General features: G+C 63.0%; 16 protein-coding genes. 1 reads left to right on the top strand and 15 read right to left on the bottom strand.

Annotated features, from left to right (window positions below):
- The first annotated feature begins 219 nt into the window (after positions 1 to 219).
- Positions 220 to 1,287, top strand: a complete 1,068-nt coding sequence (mltB, locus tag LDZ21_RS03815) for a lytic murein transglycosylase B (protein ID WP_244794295.1) — start codon at positions 220 to 222, stop codon at positions 1,285 to 1,287.
- A gap of 41 nt (positions 1,288 to 1,328) precedes the next feature.
- Here the strand turns inward: mltB and cysM are convergent, their stop codons facing one another.
- The 15 genes from cysM to LDZ21_RS03740 form a co-directional block, all read right to left on the bottom strand.
- Entirely contained in the window at positions 1,329 to 2,231 is a 903-nt protein-coding gene (gene cysM, locus LDZ21_RS03810) for a cysteine synthase CysM (RefSeq protein WP_035959675.1), read from the bottom strand.
- A gap of 249 nt (positions 2,232 to 2,480) precedes the next feature.
- Positions 2,481 to 2,849 carry a ComEA family DNA-binding protein gene (locus tag LDZ21_RS03805; protein WP_244794294.1) on the bottom strand — a complete coding sequence of 123 codons (369 nt, stop codon included), beginning with the start codon at positions 2,847 to 2,849 and terminating at the stop codon, positions 2,481 to 2,483.
- Between the two features lie 73 nt (positions 2,850 to 2,922).
- Positions 2,923 to 3,915 carry an ADP-glyceromanno-heptose 6-epimerase gene (gene rfaD, locus LDZ21_RS03800; protein ID WP_244794293.1) on the bottom strand — a complete coding sequence of 331 codons (993 nt, stop codon included), beginning with the start codon at positions 3,913 to 3,915 and terminating at the stop codon, positions 2,923 to 2,925.
- 20 nt (positions 3,916 to 3,935) lie between these two features.
- Positions 3,936 to 4,913, bottom strand: coding sequence for a D-glycero-beta-D-manno-heptose-7-phosphate kinase (rfaE1, locus tag LDZ21_RS03795; RefSeq protein ID WP_075583075.1), 978 nt, complete (start codon positions 4,911 to 4,913; stop codon positions 3,936 to 3,938).
- Positions 4,879 to 6,282: a UDP-glucose dehydrogenase family protein gene (locus LDZ21_RS03790; protein ID WP_244794292.1), complete on the bottom strand. Its 1,404-nt coding sequence runs from the start codon at positions 6,280 to 6,282 to the stop codon at positions 4,879 to 4,881. The genes rfaE1 and LDZ21_RS03790 overlap by 35 nt, the downstream gene beginning before the upstream one ends.
- Positions 6,283 to 6,352: 70 nt before the next feature.
- Complete coding sequence (gene lapB, locus LDZ21_RS03785; RefSeq protein WP_244794291.1) at positions 6,353 to 7,528, bottom strand: lipopolysaccharide assembly protein LapB; 1,176 nt, start codon at positions 7,526 to 7,528, stop codon at positions 6,353 to 6,355.
- 73 nt (positions 7,529 to 7,601) lie between these two features.
- On the bottom strand, positions 7,602 to 7,895 hold the full coding sequence (locus LDZ21_RS03780; RefSeq protein WP_244794290.1) for a LapA family protein: 294 nt from the start codon (positions 7,893 to 7,895) through the stop codon (positions 7,602 to 7,604).
- Positions 7,896 to 8,213: 318 nt separating this feature from the next.
- Positions 8,214 to 8,543 (bottom strand): integration host factor subunit beta, encoded by a 330-nt coding sequence (locus LDZ21_RS03775; RefSeq protein ID WP_035959682.1) that lies wholly within the window; start codon positions 8,541 to 8,543, stop codon positions 8,214 to 8,216.
- A gap of 22 nt (positions 8,544 to 8,565) precedes the next feature.
- Positions 8,566 to 10,299 carry a 30S ribosomal protein S1 gene (gene rpsA, locus LDZ21_RS03770; RefSeq protein ID WP_174447177.1) on the bottom strand — a complete coding sequence of 578 codons (1,734 nt, stop codon included), beginning with the start codon at positions 10,297 to 10,299 and terminating at the stop codon, positions 8,566 to 8,568.
- A gap of 171 nt (positions 10,300 to 10,470) precedes the next feature.
- Positions 10,471 to 11,151, bottom strand: coding sequence for a (d)CMP kinase (cmk, locus tag LDZ21_RS03765; protein WP_244794289.1), 681 nt, complete (start codon positions 11,149 to 11,151; stop codon positions 10,471 to 10,473).
- A gap of 55 nt (positions 11,152 to 11,206) precedes the next feature.
- Positions 11,207 to 12,511 (bottom strand): 3-phosphoshikimate 1-carboxyvinyltransferase, encoded by a 1,305-nt coding sequence (aroA, locus tag LDZ21_RS03760; RefSeq protein ID WP_244794288.1) that lies wholly within the window; start codon positions 12,509 to 12,511, stop codon positions 11,207 to 11,209.
- 39 nt (positions 12,512 to 12,550) lie between these two features.
- Positions 12,551 to 13,477: a prephenate dehydrogenase gene (locus LDZ21_RS03755; RefSeq protein WP_244794287.1), complete on the bottom strand. Its 927-nt coding sequence runs from the start codon at positions 13,475 to 13,477 to the stop codon at positions 12,551 to 12,553.
- Positions 13,478 to 13,539: 62 nt separating this feature from the next.
- Complete coding sequence (gene pheA, locus LDZ21_RS03750; RefSeq protein WP_035959687.1) at positions 13,540 to 14,622, bottom strand: prephenate dehydratase; 1,083 nt, start codon at positions 14,620 to 14,622, stop codon at positions 13,540 to 13,542.
- Positions 14,623 to 14,648: 26 nt separating this feature from the next.
- On the bottom strand, positions 14,649 to 15,731 hold the full coding sequence (serC, locus tag LDZ21_RS03745; RefSeq protein WP_244794286.1) for a 3-phosphoserine/phosphohydroxythreonine transaminase: 1,083 nt from the start codon (positions 15,729 to 15,731) through the stop codon (positions 14,649 to 14,651).
- Between the two features lie 194 nt (positions 15,732 to 15,925).
- Positions 15,926 to 16,537 (bottom strand): DUF2059 domain-containing protein, encoded by a 612-nt coding sequence (locus LDZ21_RS03740; protein WP_244794755.1) that lies wholly within the window; start codon positions 16,535 to 16,537, stop codon positions 15,926 to 15,928.
- Between the last annotated feature and the right edge of the window lie 90 nt (positions 16,538 to 16,627).

Raw genomic sequence — 16,627 nt, 5'->3', positions numbered from 1 at the left:
GGCAAGCATCGTCGATGGTTCGTCGCAGGACGTTGCGTCCGGTTGAGCATTCTTGCATCGGGAATAGTGACGCGTCGCTCCAAGCGCGCTCGAACATCCGGCATCGCCCCATATCGCCTCATCACGCACACTATGACTTTTCAGTTTGCCCCGCCCGACTCCACCTTCAGGCCGCTGACGCGCGCGTTCATCGCATCTCTTTTCTGCGCGATCGGCGTCATGTCCGGCAACAGTGCCGTCGCGCAATCGCAGCAGCCGCAGAGCACCGCGCAAGGGCAAGTGTTCGAAGAAGAGATCGTGCCGCAACGTTATGCGAACAACGCGAATGTCGATGCTTTCATCAACGACATGGTCGCGCGTTACGACTTCGATGCCGCGAAGCTGCACGACCTGTTCAATCGCGTCAGCTATTCCGCGACCGCAGTGAAGCTCGTGCTGCCCTCGCCGACGCCATCGACGAAAAACTGGCGTGTGTACCAGTCGCGCTTCATCGAGCCAATTCGCATCGACGCGGGCGTGAAATTCTGGCGCGCGAATCAGGCGACACTGCAGCGCGCGTCCGCGCAGTTCGGCGTGCCGCCCGAGGTGATCGTCGGGATCATCGGCGTGGAAACCATCTACGGGCGATACATGGGCAACTTCCGCGCACTCGACGCGCTGACCACGCTCACGTTCGACTATCCGAATACGCCGAACCGGCTCGAACGTCAGGCGACGTTCCGCAAGAATCTCGAAGACCTGCTCGTGTGGACGCGCGATTCGCAGATCGATCCGACCACCGTGCTCGGTTCGTACACCGGCGCGATCGGCATTCCGCAGTTCCTGCCGAGCAGCATCGTGCAATACGCGGTCGATTTCGACGGCAACAGCCGCATCGATCTGCGCACGAGCCAGGCCGATGCGATCGGCAGCGTCGCAAATTATCTGAAGCAGAACGGCTGGGAACCGGGCCGTCCGGTCGTGTGGCGCATCGCGGGAGATGAAGGCAGCCAGGGCATCGCCCAAGCCGCCGCCGATGGACAGGCCGAGCCGCACTGGTCGCTCGCGCAATTGACGAAGGCCGGCATGCTGATGGCCGAGCCGGGGCTGAACGTTGCGGCGGAGGCGGCGACGCCGCTGACCGTCGTCGATCTGCCGACGCCCGGCCGTGCCACCGAGTACACGCTCGGACTGAAGAACTTCTATGTGCTCACGCGCTACAACCGCAGCTTCTTCTATGCACTCGCCGTGTACCAGCTCGGCGAGGCAGTGAAGGCGCGCATGGCGGCGACGGGCGCCGACCACTAAGCGCAAATGCGACGCGCGGTCGGTCCGCGCGTCGTCATCGGTCAGGCAGGAAACACGCCCGTCGACAGATAGCGATCGCCGCGATCGCAGACGACGAACACGATGGTCGCGTTCTCGACCTGACGCGCGACACGCAGCGCCACTTCACACGCGCCGCCCGACGAAATGCCGGCGAAGATGCCTTCGACCGATGCGAGCCGGCGGGCCATCGCTTCCGACGCGGCCTGACTCACGTTTTCCACACGATCGACGCGGCTGCGATCGAAAATCTTCGGCATATATGCTTCCGGCCATTTACGGATGCCCGGAATGCGCGAGCCCTCTTCCGGCTGCGCCCCGACGATCTCGATCTTCTCGTTCTTCTCTTTCAGATACCGGGACACGCCCATGATCGTGCCCGTCGTGCCCATCGACGAGACAAAATGCGTGATGCGGCCTTCGGTCTGCTGCCAGAGTTCCGGGCCGGTGGTCTCATAGTGCGCGAGCGGATTGTCCGGATTAGCGAACTGGTCGAGGATGATGCCCTTGCCGTCGCGCTGCATCTGGTCCGCGAGATCGCGGGCGTATTCCATGCCGCCCGTCACCGGCGTCAGAATGATCTGCGCGCCGTACGCGCCCATGCTCTGACGGCGCTCGATCGACAGATCCTCCGGCAGGATCAGCACCATCTTGTAGCCGCGCACGGCGGCGGCCATTGCGAGCGCGATGCCCGTGTTGCCGCTCGTCGCTTCGATCAGCGTGTCGCCCGGCTTGATGCGGCCGCGCTCTTCAGCTTTCCTGATCATCGACAAAGCTGGCCGGTCTTTCACCGAGCCCGCCGGGTTGTTGCCTTCGAGCTTGCCCAACACGACGTTGTTGCGGCTGCGGATTTCATCGTCCACGACGCGGACGAGTTGCACGAGCGGCGTGTTGCCGATCGTGTCTTCGATAGTCATGTAAGCCATAGCGAACCGGATGTCGAATCCCGCGGCGAATGCTTGGACCGCGTTCAGGGATTGTGATGAGGGAATGAATCGATTGTAGCCCACCGGTCTTTCGGATGCGTCGCGCCCCTCATGCGCCAATGGCTTCCTCGCGCTCACGCAAAAAACCCGCGGTAGGCAAACCGCGGGGAGCCCAAAACATCCGAAGGCTGAAGGAGCGTGACCGATTCGGCACACCGGCGGCGAGGCTCCGCCGGTGTGCCGCGCTGCTTACTTCTTCACGACGACAGGCTTCGCGCCGGCCGGCGAGGCCACCGGCGTCGCGCTGACATGATTCGCGCCGCCCGCGCTGGCCCCAGCCGTCTTCGGCGCGTTGCCGATACTCAGGCCCTCCGCCTCCAGACGCTGCACCGTCTTGCCGCCCATGCCCTTCACGCGCGAGCTGAGATCGGCCGCGTCCTTGAACGGGCCGTGCGCCTGTCGCTCGTCGAGAATGGCTTTCGCCTTTGCCGGACCAATGCCCTTGATGCCGCGCAGGGCATCAGTATTGGCGGTGTTGACATCGACCGCCGCGAACGCCGAACCGATGGAAAGGGTCAGCGCCAGGGCGACGATCGTTGAGAGTGCTTGCTTGAACATACTGGTCTCCAGAAGAACCGGCCGGCGAACAGTGCCGACCGCGAGACCCAGTGTAGAGAGACTTGAAAGGCGTTTATAGCTGGCCGAATAGCCAACGCACGTAGCGATCGACGCCTTCCTGAACCGTGAGGAACGGCGCGTCGTAGCCGGCTGCGCGCAGGCGCGTCTGGTCGGCTTGCGTGAAGCACTGGTACTTGCCGCGCAGGGCGTCGGGGAACGGAATGTACTCGATCAGCCCCCGCTGCACCAGCTCCGCGAGCGAGAGCGGCGCTTCGCCGTTCATCGACCGCAGCGAATTCACCACCGTCGACGCGATGTCGTTGAACGGCTGCGCGCGTCCCGTGCCGAGGTTGAAGATGCCCGACTTCTCCGGATGATCGAGGAAGTGCAGATTGACCTTCACCACGTCTTCGACGGACACGAAGTCGCGCGTCTGCTCGCCCGCGCCGTAGCCGTTGTACTCGCCGAAGAGCTTCACCTTGCCTTCCGAGCGGAACTGGTTGAAGTTGTGGAACGCAACCGACGCCATGCGCCCCTTGTGCGTCTCACGCGGGCCGTACACGTTGAAGTACCGGAAGCCGACGATCTGACTGCCCGCCTTCGGCAAGACCTGACGCACGATCTGGTCGAACAGGAACTTCGAGTAGCCGTAGACGTTGAGCGGCTTTTCGACTTCGCGCTCTTCGACGAAGCGGCTCGAACCGCCATAGGTCGCAGCCGACGACGCATACAGAAACTGCGCGCCCTGCTCGAGACAGATGTCCATCACGTCCCGGCTATAGCGGAAGTTGTTGTCCATCATGTAGCGGCCGTCGGTTTCCATCGTGTCCGAGCACGCGCCTTCATGGAACACCGCACGCACCCGGCCGAAATCGCCACGGCGAAAACGCTCGACGAATTCGGTCTTGTCGAGGTAATCGTCAATCTCGCAGTCGACCAGATTCTTGAACTTGTCCGCGCGCGTGAGATTGTCGACCGCAATCACGCGGTTTTCGCCGCGCTCGTTGAGCGCCTTGACGATGTTGCTGCCGATGAAGCCGGCCGCCCCGGTAACGATAAAGGTCATGGCGAAGTAATCAAATAGGATCAGGCGAAGAGTTCGTTGTAATCGACGGTCGCCGTGCCGAGCTTGCCGACGACGATGCCCGCTGCGCGATTCGCATAGACGATGGAGTCGACGAGGGGCACGCCCGCGCCGAGCATCGTTGCAACCGTTGCAATGACGGTGTCGCCCGCGCCCGATACATCATACACTTCGCGCGCTTCGGCCGAATTGTGGAGCACTTCGTTCTCGGTGAAGAGCGTCATGCCTTCTTCCGAACGCGTCAGCAGCAGCGCGCTCAGGTCGAGGTCGGCGCGCAGTTTCGTCACGCGCTCGTGCAGGTCTTCTTCCGACTTCCACTGGCCGATCACTTCGCGCAACTCTGCGCGATTCGGCGTGATCAGCGTTGCGCCGCGATAGCGTTCCCAGTCGTCGCCCTTCGGATCGACGAGCACGGGTTTGCCGGCGGCCCGCGCATCGCTGATCATCTGCGTGACGTGCGTGAGGCCGCCCTTCGCGTAATCGGACATCAAGATGACGTCGTGCTGCGGCAGCAGTTCGGTGAAGCGTGCGAGGCATGCACGCAGCACTTCGTGATTCGGCGTGTTCTCGAAGTCGACGCGCAGCAGTTGCTGCTGACGCGACAACACGCGCAGCTTGATGGTCGTGAGCAGTTCGGCATCGCGAGCCAAATGTCCCGTCACGCGGCTTTCACCGAGCAATTCGACGATGCGCTCGCCCGGTTCGTCATGCCCCACGACGCAGAGCAGGCCCGCCTGCGCGCCGAGCGCCGCCGCGTTGCGTGCGACGTTCGCCGCGCCGCCCAGGCGGTCTTCCTTCTTCTGCACATGCACGACCGGCACGGGCGCTTCCGGCGATATGCGATTCACATCGCCGAACCAGTACCGGTCGAGCATGACATCGCCGACCACCAGCACGCGCGCCGCCGAAATGCGGGCGCGCGACACCACAGGGATATTTGCCGGCTTACTGCCGGCTGCCATTGCCGTCGAGTTCGACATGGGGACGTCCTATTGCAAAGTAATCGATGCCTAGTTCAGCCATCGTTTCCGGTTCATACAGATTGCGGCCATCGAAGATGACCGGCATCTTCAGCTCGCTCTTCAAATGCCCGAAGTCGGGGCTCTTGAATTCCTTCCATTCCGTCACGATGACGAGCGCATCCGAGCCCGTCAACGCTTCCTGCTGCGTGTTCACGAAATGGAGACGGTCCATGTCGCTCTTGCGATCAGCGAGATCGAGTGCGAACACGCGCTGCGCTTCCTGCATCGCTACCGGATCATACGCGCGCACGGTCGCGCCGCGTTCAAGCAGCGACGCAATAAGACGACGGCTCGACGCCTCGCGCATGTCGTCCGTGTTCGGCTTGAATGCGAGTCCCCACACGGCGAACGTGCGGCCACGCAGGTCTTCGCCCATGCGCTTGACGATCTTGTTGACGAGCACTTCCTTCTGCGCGTCGTTGACCTCTTCCACGGCTTCCAGAATCCGCAGCCGATGCCCGTTCTCGCGCGCCGTCTGCACGAGCGCCTGCACGTCCTTCGGGAAACAGGAGCCGCCGTAACCGCAGCCCGCATACAGGAAGTGATACCCGATGCGCGGGTCCGAGCCAATGCCGCGCCGCACCGATTCGATATCGGCGTTGACGACATCGGCGAGATTCGAGAGGTCGTTCATGAACGAGATGCGCGTCGCGAGCATCGCGTTGGCCGCATATTTCGTGAATTCGGCGGAGCGCACATCCATGTACAGCGTGCGTTCGTGATTGCGGTTGAACGGCGCGTAGAGGCGCTTCATCATTTCGCGCGCGCGATTGCCGGCCTGATCGTCGTCGATGCCGATCACGATGCGGTCCGGACGCATGAAGTCGTCCACCGCCGCGCCTTCCTTCAGGAACTCGGGGTTCGACACGACCGAGAAGCCGTGCTTGTCCGCGCCTTCGAGCCCGCGCGCTTTCAGTTCTTCGTCGACGACGCGCTTCACTTGCAGCGCCGTGCCGACCGGCACCGTCGACTTATCGACGATCACCTTGAAGCCGTTCGAATAGCGTCCGATGTTGCGCGCCGCCGCGAGCACGTATCGCAGGTCTGCGGAGCCGTCTTCGTCGGGCGGCGTGCCGACCGCGATGAACTGAATGTCGCCGTGCTCCACGCTCGCCTTGACGTCGGTGGAGAACTGGATGCGCCCTGCCGCGCGGCAGCGCCGGAGCATTTCCTGCAGGCCGGGCTCGTGAATCGGTACGCCGCCACTATTCAGGATATCGATCTTGCGCGCATCGACGTCGACACAAAATACGTCATTGCCGATTTCAGCGAGACATGCGCCGGTCACCAGACCGACATAACCCGTACCCACGATAGTAACTTTCATAACGCTCCGTTGGTTTCAAAGGTGCCGGCCGTGGCGGGCGTTCGAGTGAACACGCCTGCCATGCTGCAATTCAGGCCGAGCTCGTGATGGGTTCGACGCGTCGCGGCGCGTAAGTTTCCCAGCCGCTGCATCCGGGGCATTGCCAATAAAAAAGACGGGCGCGGAATCCACACGTTTGGCACGTGTACCGCGGCAGATTCTTGGTGCGCTGCTTGACGAGCGTGCGCATGAGTTCCAGTTCGCCGCGGCGCGGCTCCTCGGCGGTCGCTTCCTGCGCTTCGAGCAGTCGCGTCATGCCGGCAAGATTCGGCGCGCTCTGCATCTGCTTGCGTGCGAGCGCGTGCGCTGCATCGAGACCGCGCAGTTCCTGAACATGCTTGTACGCGACATCGAGCAAGTCATTCGACGGATAGCGGCTTGCGTAATCGGTCAGCAGATCGACGCCCTCGTCCTTGCGCCCGAGCGCGGCGTACGCCTTCATCAGCTTCTCGGCGACGAGCGGCAGATACGCCTCGTTCTGCGCTTCGACGCGCTTCCACACGGCAATCGCGGCTTCGACGTTGCCGGCGGCGGCTTCGACATCGCCCGCGAGGATGGTCGCGCGCACGTTGTCCGGGTTCGATGCGAGCGCGAGTTTCAGTTCGGCGCGTGCCTCGTCGAGATTCTTGCGCTGCAACGCTTCCTGCGCGAGTTCGCAATGAAAGTGCGCAATTTCCATGTGCAGCGACGGCGCGCCCATCTTCTCGATGCGTTCCGCCGTCACGATCGACTTCGGCCAGTCCTTTTCGATCTCGTAGATGGTCAGCAGCGCGCGCTGTGCGCCGAGCGAGTATTCGCCGGCTTCCAGCGAGCGGAAGGTTTCTTCGGCGCGGTCAAGCAGGCCGGCTTTCAGAAAGTCCTGACCCAGTTCATACAGCGCGTGATCGCGTTCGGCGACGGGCAAATCGGCCCGGCTCAACAGATTCTGATGCACGCGGATTGCGCGATCCGTTTCCCCGCGCCGGCGAAACAGGTTGCCGAGCGCGAAGTGCAATTCGATGGTTTCGGGGTCCAGCTTGGCGACTTCCACGAACGCGTCGATCGCCTTGTCGTGTTGCTCGTTGAGCAGGAAGTTTAGGCCGCGAAAATAGGAGCGTGGCAGATTCGCATTTTCGGACAGCAGCGTTTTCAGATCGTAGCGCGACGCCATCCATCCGAGCGCGAAGGCTACGGGAATCACGAGCAGCCACCAGAAGTCTAGATCCATGCGAATGTGTGGTTGAGTCGGTTAGGTGTCTGCTGTTGCGGGGTCCCGCCACGTATCGCAGCGACGGGTGCGCTCAAATGAGCGGCGGCATCGGCGGTTCTTCCTTGACGGCCGGCGTTTCGCGCGCAACGCGCAGTTCCCGCTTCAGACGCCCGTTTTCCATCCGCACGCGGAGCATCGCCGGAACGGCCGACACCAGCCCTGCCAGCAGGCCGACGACGAAGAACGCCAGACCGATGAGAATCAGCGGCGCGTCCCAGGCGTAGCCTGCAAGGAAATTCAGCGTGGCCGTCTGGGTATTGGCGAGCGCCAGCACGAGCAGCAGCACGAAGACCAGAACGCGGATCAGCCAGACGATGAATTTCATGTACGGTCTCGCAAAAGCGGTCGCATCCCGCAGCCTTCCCGTCGTGGTCGGCCTACGTGATTACCCGAGTCAAAGTGACCGGTATTGTAATGGATGCATCTGGCCGGGGACACCGAAGCACGGGCAAGGCTTTAGTAGGAATGTAAGCATCTGTGTGCGCTACCGAACCTCCGGACAGTGTCACAGACGCGCTCGCTTGCTTGAGACGTAAAAAAAGCACCCCGAGGGGTGCTTTTCTGGTCGATTGCCTCATGGCCGGACGTCGCGACGACCGGTCTGCCCGCATTTCGGGAGCCGGCCGGCGTCGATGCGCGCCGATCAGAGATCGTCCGCATCGTCGTCATTCGACGCCTTCAGCGGCTCGCCCGCGCGGCCATCGACGCGTTCGCGCAATTCCTTGCCCGGCTTGAAGTGCGGCACGAATTTCTCCGGCACCAGCACTTTTTCACCCGACTTGGGATTGCGCCCGACGCGCGACGGACGACGGTTGAGCCCGAAGCTGCCGAAGCCGCGAATCTCGATGCGATGACCGTTGGCAAGCGCCTCCGACATCGCATCGAGCATCGTCTTCACTGCGAAATCCGCATCCTTGAGGACAAGTTGCGGAAATCGCAGCGCCAACTGGGCGACCAATTCACTTTTGGTCATACTGCAGCAATGCCTTTAAGGCTTAGCTGTTCTGGCCGTCGAGCTTGGCCTTGAGCAGCGCGCCGAGGTTGGTCGTGCCGGTCGCGGCGGCGTTCGAATCCGAAGACTGCAGGCCGCGCATGGCTTCCTGCTGCTCCGCCGAATCCTTCGCCTTGATCGACAGGTTGATGCCGCGCGACTTGCGATCGATGTTGATGATCATCGCGTTGACCTTATCGCCTTCCTTCAGCACGTTGCGCGCATCTTCCACGCGGTCCTGTGCGATTTCCGAAGCGCGCAGATAGCCTTCGATTTCGCCGGACAGCGTAACGACCGCACCCTTCGGATCGACCGACTTCACGACGCCGTCGACGATAGCGCCCTTGTCGTTGATCGCGACGAAGTTGCTGAACGGATCGCCTTCGAGCTGCTTGATGCCGAGCGAGATGCGTTCCTTCTCGACGTCGATGCCCAGAACCACGGCTTCGACTTCGTCGCCCTTCTTGTACTTGCGCACGGCTTCTTCGCCGGTTTCCGACCACGACAGGTCCGACAGGTGAACCAGACCGTCGATGCCGCCAGGCAGACCGATGAACACGCCGAAGTCGGTGATCGACTTGATGGCGCCGCTGATCTTGTCGCCCTTCTTGAAGTTGCGGCTGAAGTCATCCCACGGATTCGGCTTGCACTGCTTCATGCCGAGGGAGATACGGCGGCGGTCTTCGTCGATTTCGAGAACCATGACTTCGACTTCGTCACCGAGCTGAACGACCTTCGACGGCGCAACGTTCTTGTTGGTCCAGTCCATTTCCGACACGTGGACAAGGCCTTCGATGCCCGATTCCACTTCGACGAATGCGCCGTAGTCGGTGATGTTCGTGACCTTGCCGAACAGGCGCGTGCCCGACGGGTAACGGCGCGAAATGCCTTCCCACGGATCGTCGCCCAGTTGCTTGATGCCGAGCGAAACGCGGTTCTTCTCTTGGTCGAACTTGAGGATCTTGGCCGTGACTTCCTGGCCGACCGACAGCACTTCCGACGGGTGACGCACGCGACGCCATGCGATGTCGGTGATGTGCAGCAGGCCGTCGATGCCGCCGAGGTCCACGAACGCGCCGTAGTCGGTGATGTTCTTGACCACGCCTTCGACGATCGCGCCTTCCTTCAGCGTTTCGAGCAGCTTTGCGCGCTCTTCGCCTTGGGTAGCTTCGATCACGGCGCGGCGCGACAGCACGACGTTGTTACGCTTGCGGTCGAGCTTGATGACGCGGAATTCGAGCGTCTTGCCTTCGTACGGCGTCGTGTCCTTGACCGGACGCGTGTCGACGAGCGAACCCGGCAGGAACGCGCGGATGCCGTTGACCATCACGGTCATGCCGCCCTTCACCTTGCCGGTGATGGTGCCGGTGACAAGTTCGTTGTTGTCCAGCGCCTTTTCCAGCGACAGCCACGAAGCGAGGCGCTTCGCCTTGTCGCGCGACAGGATGGTGTCGCCATAGCCGTTTTCCAGCGCGTCGATCGCGACGGAAACGAAGTCGCCCGCCTGCACTTCCACTTCACCCGCGTCGTTCAGAAACTCTTCGAGCGGAATATAGGCTTCGGACTTGAGACCAGCGTTGACGACCACGAAGTTGTGGTCGACACGCACGACTTCGGCGGAGATCACTTCGCCGGCGCGCATGTCCTGCTTGGTCAGCGACTCTTCGAACAGAGCCGCGAAAGATTCGGTATTCGGGGTGGAGGTTTGCAGGTCGGACATAAAAATCGGAATTTGCACAGCCTTGGCGCGGTGGTCCTGAATGGCCCGGAAAAGCCGGACACTAGACCGGTAAGTGCGCGAAGCCGCACGGGGTTAAGGGGTTAACACACGCTCCGCCTCACGGCGGAACACCTTGCTATCCGGCAGCCGTTGCCCGCCGCCGGTTACTGCTGATTCACTACGAAACCATCAGACGCGAACTTCGCTGTACCAGCCGATGATCTGCTCGACCGCCTGGTCGATGGAGAGACTCGACGTATCCAGCGTCTTCGCGTCCGCTGCGGGCTTGAGCGGCGCGGCCGCACGGTTGGTGTCCCGGGCGTCGCGTTCGCGCAAATCGCGCAGCAAGTCATCCATATTAGCAGAAAAGCCTTTTTGCATCAATTGCTTATAGCGCCTGGCCGCGCGTGCCTCGACGCTCGCGGTAAGAAAGACCTTAAGCGTGCCGTCCGGGAAGATCACAGTGCCCATGTCGCGGCCGTCCGCGACGAGGCCGGGACGCTTGCGGAACGCCCGCTGGCGAGCGACGAGCGCCTGCCGCACTTCGGGATGAACCGCGATCGCGGACGCGCGATTGCCAACCGCTTCCGCCCGGATTTCGCTCGATACGTCGACGCCGTCGAGCTGTGCGCAGCCCTCGCGGAAGGTGATATGCAGGTCGTCGACCAGTTTTGCAAGCGCGGCGGCGTCGGCCTGGTCGATGCCATAACGGATGCTCGCGAGCGCCGCAAGCCGGTAAAGCGCGCCGCTGTCGAGCAGGTGGAAGCCGAGCGTGGCCGCGACGAGCGCCGCGACGGTGCCTTTGCCCGACGCCGTCGGCCCGTCGATGGTGATAACTGGAGTGGGGTCGAATGGGCGAGTCGGTTTCATTGCGTGTGGCCGTTGCGGCCGGTCGTTGCGGTGTGAATCGAAGGCATTGCGCGGCTCACGTCCGGGTGAGCGTCGCGAAACGGTCGAAATAGTCGGGGAAGGTCTTGTTGACGCACTTCGGATCGTTGATCCGCACGGGCACGCCGCCGAGGCTGACCAGCGAGAAGCACATCGCCATGCGGTGATCGTCGTAGGTGTCGATGGCGGCGTTCGGCGTGAGCCGTGCGGGCGGCGTGACGACGAGGTAATCCGCGCCCTCTTCGACCGTCGCGCCGACCTTGCGCAACTCCGTCGCCATCGCGGCGATGCGGTCCGTTTCCTTCACACGCCAGCTTGCAATGTTGCGCAGCGTCGTCGTGCCGCTCGCGAACAGCGCGGCGACCGCGATGGTCATCGCCGCATCGGGGATCAGGTTGAAGTCCATGTCGATGGGCGCGAGCTTGCCGTCTTCCGATTCGACGCCGCGCACTTCGATCCAGTCGTCGCCCATCATCACGTTCGCGCCCATGCGGTTGAGCGCATCCGCGAACCCGACGTCGCCCTGAATGCTGGACCGTCCGACGCCTTCGACGCGCACCGGCCCGTGCCCGATCGCGCCCGCCGCCAGAAAGTACGACGCCGACGACGCATCGCCTTCGACCATGATCGCGCCCGGCGACCGGTAGCCCGCGCCGGCCGGCACGGTGAAGCGCGCCCAGCCGTCGCGTTCGACCGCCACGCCGAAGCGTTCCATCAGCCGGATCGTGATGTCGATGTACGGCTTCGAAATCAGTTCGCCTTCCACTTCGATGGCGACCGGCCCGCTGCGGCCTTCGATTACGGGCAGGCTCATCAGGAGCGCGGTGAGGAACTGGCTCGACACGTCGCCGCGCACGCGGATCGGCTTGTCGACGGCAATCTTCGATGCGTGAATCTTGAGCGGCGGAAAGCCGTCGTTCTGCTCGTAGTCGATCGACGCGCCGATCTGACGCAAGCCGTCCACGAGATCGCCGATGGGCCGCTCGTGCATGCGCGGCACGCCGTGCACGCGATATTCGCCGCCGTTGACCGCCAGCGCCGCCGTGAGCGGGCGCACCGCCGTGCCTGCGTTGCCAAGGAACAGCTCCGCTGACTTCGATGGGAAGGCGCCGCCCGTGCCGGTCACGATGACGCGGTCGCCATTGCGCTTCAGCACGACGCCGAGCGCTTCCAGCGCGGCGAGCATCACGCGCGTGTCGTCGGAATCGAGCAGATTGGTGATCGTGGTGTCGCCCGCCGACAGTGCCGCCAGCAGCAGCACGCGATTCGAGATGCTCTTCGAGCCGGGCAGCCGCACCGTGCCGGACGCGCGAGCGAAAGGTCCGAGATCGAGATGTTCCATTGTGTGTCCTGGGTGTGCCGCTATGTCGTTGCTGTGTGGTTACTTCGCGGCGGGATCGGCGGAAATCCGCATGGCGCCGCGTTCCTGCCATTCCTTTCGCGCGACGCGCGAGCGCGCAAACGCCGCCTCGAGCGCGGCGCCATCCGACGCGTCGATAGCCGCCCGAAAACGCGCAAGGACATCGGTATAGGCGTCCAGTTCGGCGAGCAGCGCGGTGCGGTTCGCGATGCAGACGTCGCGCCACATTTCCGGGCTGGATGCCGCGATGCGCGTGAAATCGCGAAAGCCGCCTGCCGCGAACGAGAACTTCAACTGCGCGTCCGGCGCTTCGAGAATCTGCTCGACGAGCGCAAACGACAGCACATGCGGCAGATGGCTCACCGATGCGAACACGCGATCGTGCTGGGCTTCGCTCATCCGATGCACGGCGGCGCCGGTCGCGCGCCACATCGCCGCAATCCGTTCGACCGCTTCCGGCGCGTTCTCATCGAGCGGACAAAGCACCACATTGCGATCGACGTAAAGCTCGGGCAGCGCGGCATCGACGCCGCTCGACTCCCGTCCGGCGATCGGATGGCCCGGCACGAACTGCGCGACGCGTGCGCCGAGCGCCGAGCGCGCCGCGGCGACGACATCGCTTTTCGTGCTGCCGGCGTCCGTCACGATGGTCCGCGCGTCGAGAAACGGCCCGATGCGCGCGAGCAGCGGCTCCGTCTGAGCGACGGGCGCGGCAAGCAAGACGACGTCTGCGCCTTTGAGGGCGCGGGCGAGCGCGGCGTCGTCGTCGCAGGCGGCGGCTTCATCGATTACGCCCAGTTCGAGCGCGCGCGCGACGGACTGCGCCGAACGCCCGACGCCGACGATGCGCCCGTGAAGGCCCGCGCGTTCACGCAGCGCGCGCGCGAGCGAGCCGCCAATCAGGCCGACACCGAAGATAACCAGTTTGTTGAAAGCGAACTCGGTCACGGAACACCGGAGAAAACGCGTCGCGGGGACGCGGGACAATCGGACGGCTGAAAGCGCGGATTTTACCGGGCGCGCGGATAGGACCCGAGAATCTTCAGGAACGCAGCCTTGCGTCCGAGTTCATCGAGTGCGGCGGCCACGGCGGTATCGTCGCGATGGCCTTCGACATCGATATAGAAGTAATACTCCCACGTGCCGATGCGCGCGGGCCGCGACTCGAAGCGCGTCATCGAGACGCCGTGCTTCGCGAGCGGCTCCAGCAGCTTGAACACCGCGCCCGGCTCGTTCGCCACCGACACGATGAGCGAAGTCTGATCGTGACCGCTCGAATCGGTCGGCTGCTTGCCGATGATCACGAAGCGCGTGCGATTGTGCGGATCGTCCTGGATCATCGGAGCGACGACGCCGAGCCCGTAATGCGTGGCCGCGCGATCGCCGGCGATGGCCGCGACGGTCGGATCGTTCACCGCGATGCGCGCGGCTTCCGCGTTGCTCGACACGGCTTGCCGCTCGAGACGCGGCGCGTTCGTCGACAGCCAGCGCTGGCACTGCGCGATCGCCTGCGGATGCGCGCAGACGCGCGTCACGCCGTCGAGCGTACCGGACGCGGTCAGCAAGTTGTGATGGATCGGCAACGCGAGTTCGCCGCCGATCATCAATTGCGTTTGCAGCAACAAGTCAAGCGTGCGCGACACCGCGCCTTCCGCCGAATTCTCGACCGGCACCACACCATACTGCGCCGCGCCCGCTTCGACCGCGCGGAACACTTCGTCGATCGACGGACAAGCCAGCCCTTCGATCGAATGACCGAAGTACTCGAACATCGCCTGTTCGCTATAGGTGCCGACCGGCCCGAGGAAGGCGGCGCGGATGGTCTGCTCGAGCGAGCGGCTCGCCGCCATGATCTCGCGCCAGATGGCGCTGATGTGCTCGGCTGCGAGCGGCCCGTCGCTCATCTCCTGAAGCCGCGCGATCACTTGCATCTCGCGCTCGGGACGAAACACCGGCGCGTTGAAATGCTTCTTCACCTCGCCGACTTCGAGCGCCACCGAAGCGCGCTGATTCAGCAAAGCGATGAGTTGCGCGTCGAGCGCGTCGATGCGCTCGCGCAGTGGCTTGAGTCTTGTATTGAGGTCGTCGTCCATGCGGTGCTGTAATGTCCGGATGCGGGTTAAGCGCATTCGCGCTCGAATTCCTTCATGTATTCGACGAGAGCCCGTACGCCCTCGACCGGCACCGCGTTGTAGATCGATGCCCGCATGCCGCCGACGGACTTGTGGCCCTTCAGTTGCAGAAGGCCGCGCGCCTTTGCGCCGGCCAGGAAGTCTGTGTTGCGCGATTCATCGGCGAGAAAGAACGGCACATTCATGCGCGAACGGTTCTGCCGCTCGACTTTGTTGACGTAAAAATCGCTGGAATCGATGGTGTCGTAAAGCAGCTTCGCCTTTTCGACGTTGCGCGCTTCGATCGCCTGCAAGCCGCCCTGCTTCTTCAGCCACTTGAAGACGAGCCCGGCGATGTAGATCGCATACGTGGGCGGCGTGTTGTACATCGAGTTGTTTTCGGCGACCGTCTTCCATTCGAAGGCGGACGGGCAGATGGCCAGCGCGCGGTCCAGCAGGTCCTCGCGCACGATGACCACCGTCACCCCCGCCATGCCGATGTTCTTCTGCGCGCCGCCGAACAACACGCCGTATTTGGCGACGTCCATCGGGCGCGAGAGAATATGCGACGATGCATCCGCGACGAGCGGGATATCGCCGAGATCGGGGATATCGAACGCTTCGACGCCATCGATGGTTTCGTTCGTGCAGAGATGCACGTAGGCGGGATCGTCCGACAGCTTCCATTCGTCGATGCCCGGCACGCGCGTGAAGCCCTGCTCCGTCTTGCCGGTGGCGGCCATGTGAGGCGTGCAGTACTTGTGCGCTTCCTTGAGCGATTTCGTCGACCACGAACCGGTCACGATGAAGTCGGCGGTCTTCTTTGCGCCGAGCATGTTCATCGGCACGATGGCGTTTTCGCCGATGCCGCCGCCCTGCAGAAACAGAATGCGATGCGAGGCCGGCACATTCAGCAATTCACGCAAATCAGTGAGCGCCGCCTCGTGAATCGACATGAATTCGGCGCCACGGTGGCTCATTTCCATCACGCTCATGCCGCTGCCTTGCCAGTCGAGCATTTCGTCGGCGGCTTGCCTCAACACTTCTTCTGGCATCGCGGCCGGGCCGGCGGAGAAATTGAACACGCGCATCTGAGGGTCCCGATTGGCAGGCGCTGCCGAGAATACGGACTGGCGAAGAGACGTGGCCTCGTTCGTCGCGCCTGAAAAAGAAATGGCTGCTTGCGCTCTCACGCAAACAGCCATTATCGCATTGTCCTGAAAACCCGCCAACGCGCGAGGCGGCATGCCTCGCTGGCGAATCTATGCGGACTGCGTGCCCGTGCTTACTTGGCGGCCTTGACGCTTGCCACTTCCGAATCGGCTTGCGTACGCGTTGCCTTGATCGCTTGCGGCATGTACTTCTGCATCAGGCCGTTGACCACGTCGCGGCCAACTTGATCCTGCACCTGGATGAACTTGCGGCCCGTCGTGCTCTTGTAGAAGTTCGTCAGGTCCTTGATTTCGTCCGTCGAGTAGTACTTCGCGTACGCGTCGTACTGAGCCTTCATGGCGTCCTGGCGGAAGTTGTCCGTTGCGAAAACCTGACCTGCCGAATCAACCAGCTTCGGCACGGCGTTCTTTTGCAGCGTCGGAACAGCAGCTTGCTTTTGCTTGTCGTTCAGCGACTTGTTTTCCGACAGTGCGTCCGACAGGATCGCCGGAACCAGTTGCTTCGCCTGCATTTGCGCGCTGTTGCCGATCGCGCCGACGAGCTTCTGTGCGTCGATTGCGTCGAGCAGCTCCTTGATCGCGGCTTGCTTGGCCGGATCAACCGGTGCTGCTGCGGCAGCCGGCGCCGCCGCCTGGTTCGGCGCCTGGTTCTGAAGCGACTGAGCCATCGCGAAAGTCGGCACGAAAGCGGCCAGCAACATCCACTGCTTGAAACGTCCTTGCATCATTACTCCCTGTAAAAAATATTCAGTTCAGCACCGGCGACGAGCTTTGCACATCTGTATGCGCTCGGCGCTGGCTTCGAAGAGAAACGA

Source organism: Caballeronia grimmiae (assembly GCF_022879615.1).
Classification (GTDB): Bacteria; Pseudomonadota; Gammaproteobacteria; order Burkholderiales; family Burkholderiaceae; genus Caballeronia; species Caballeronia grimmiae.
Note: the sequence above shows the minus strand (reverse complement) of the source record. Positions and strands in the feature narration are given on the sequence as shown.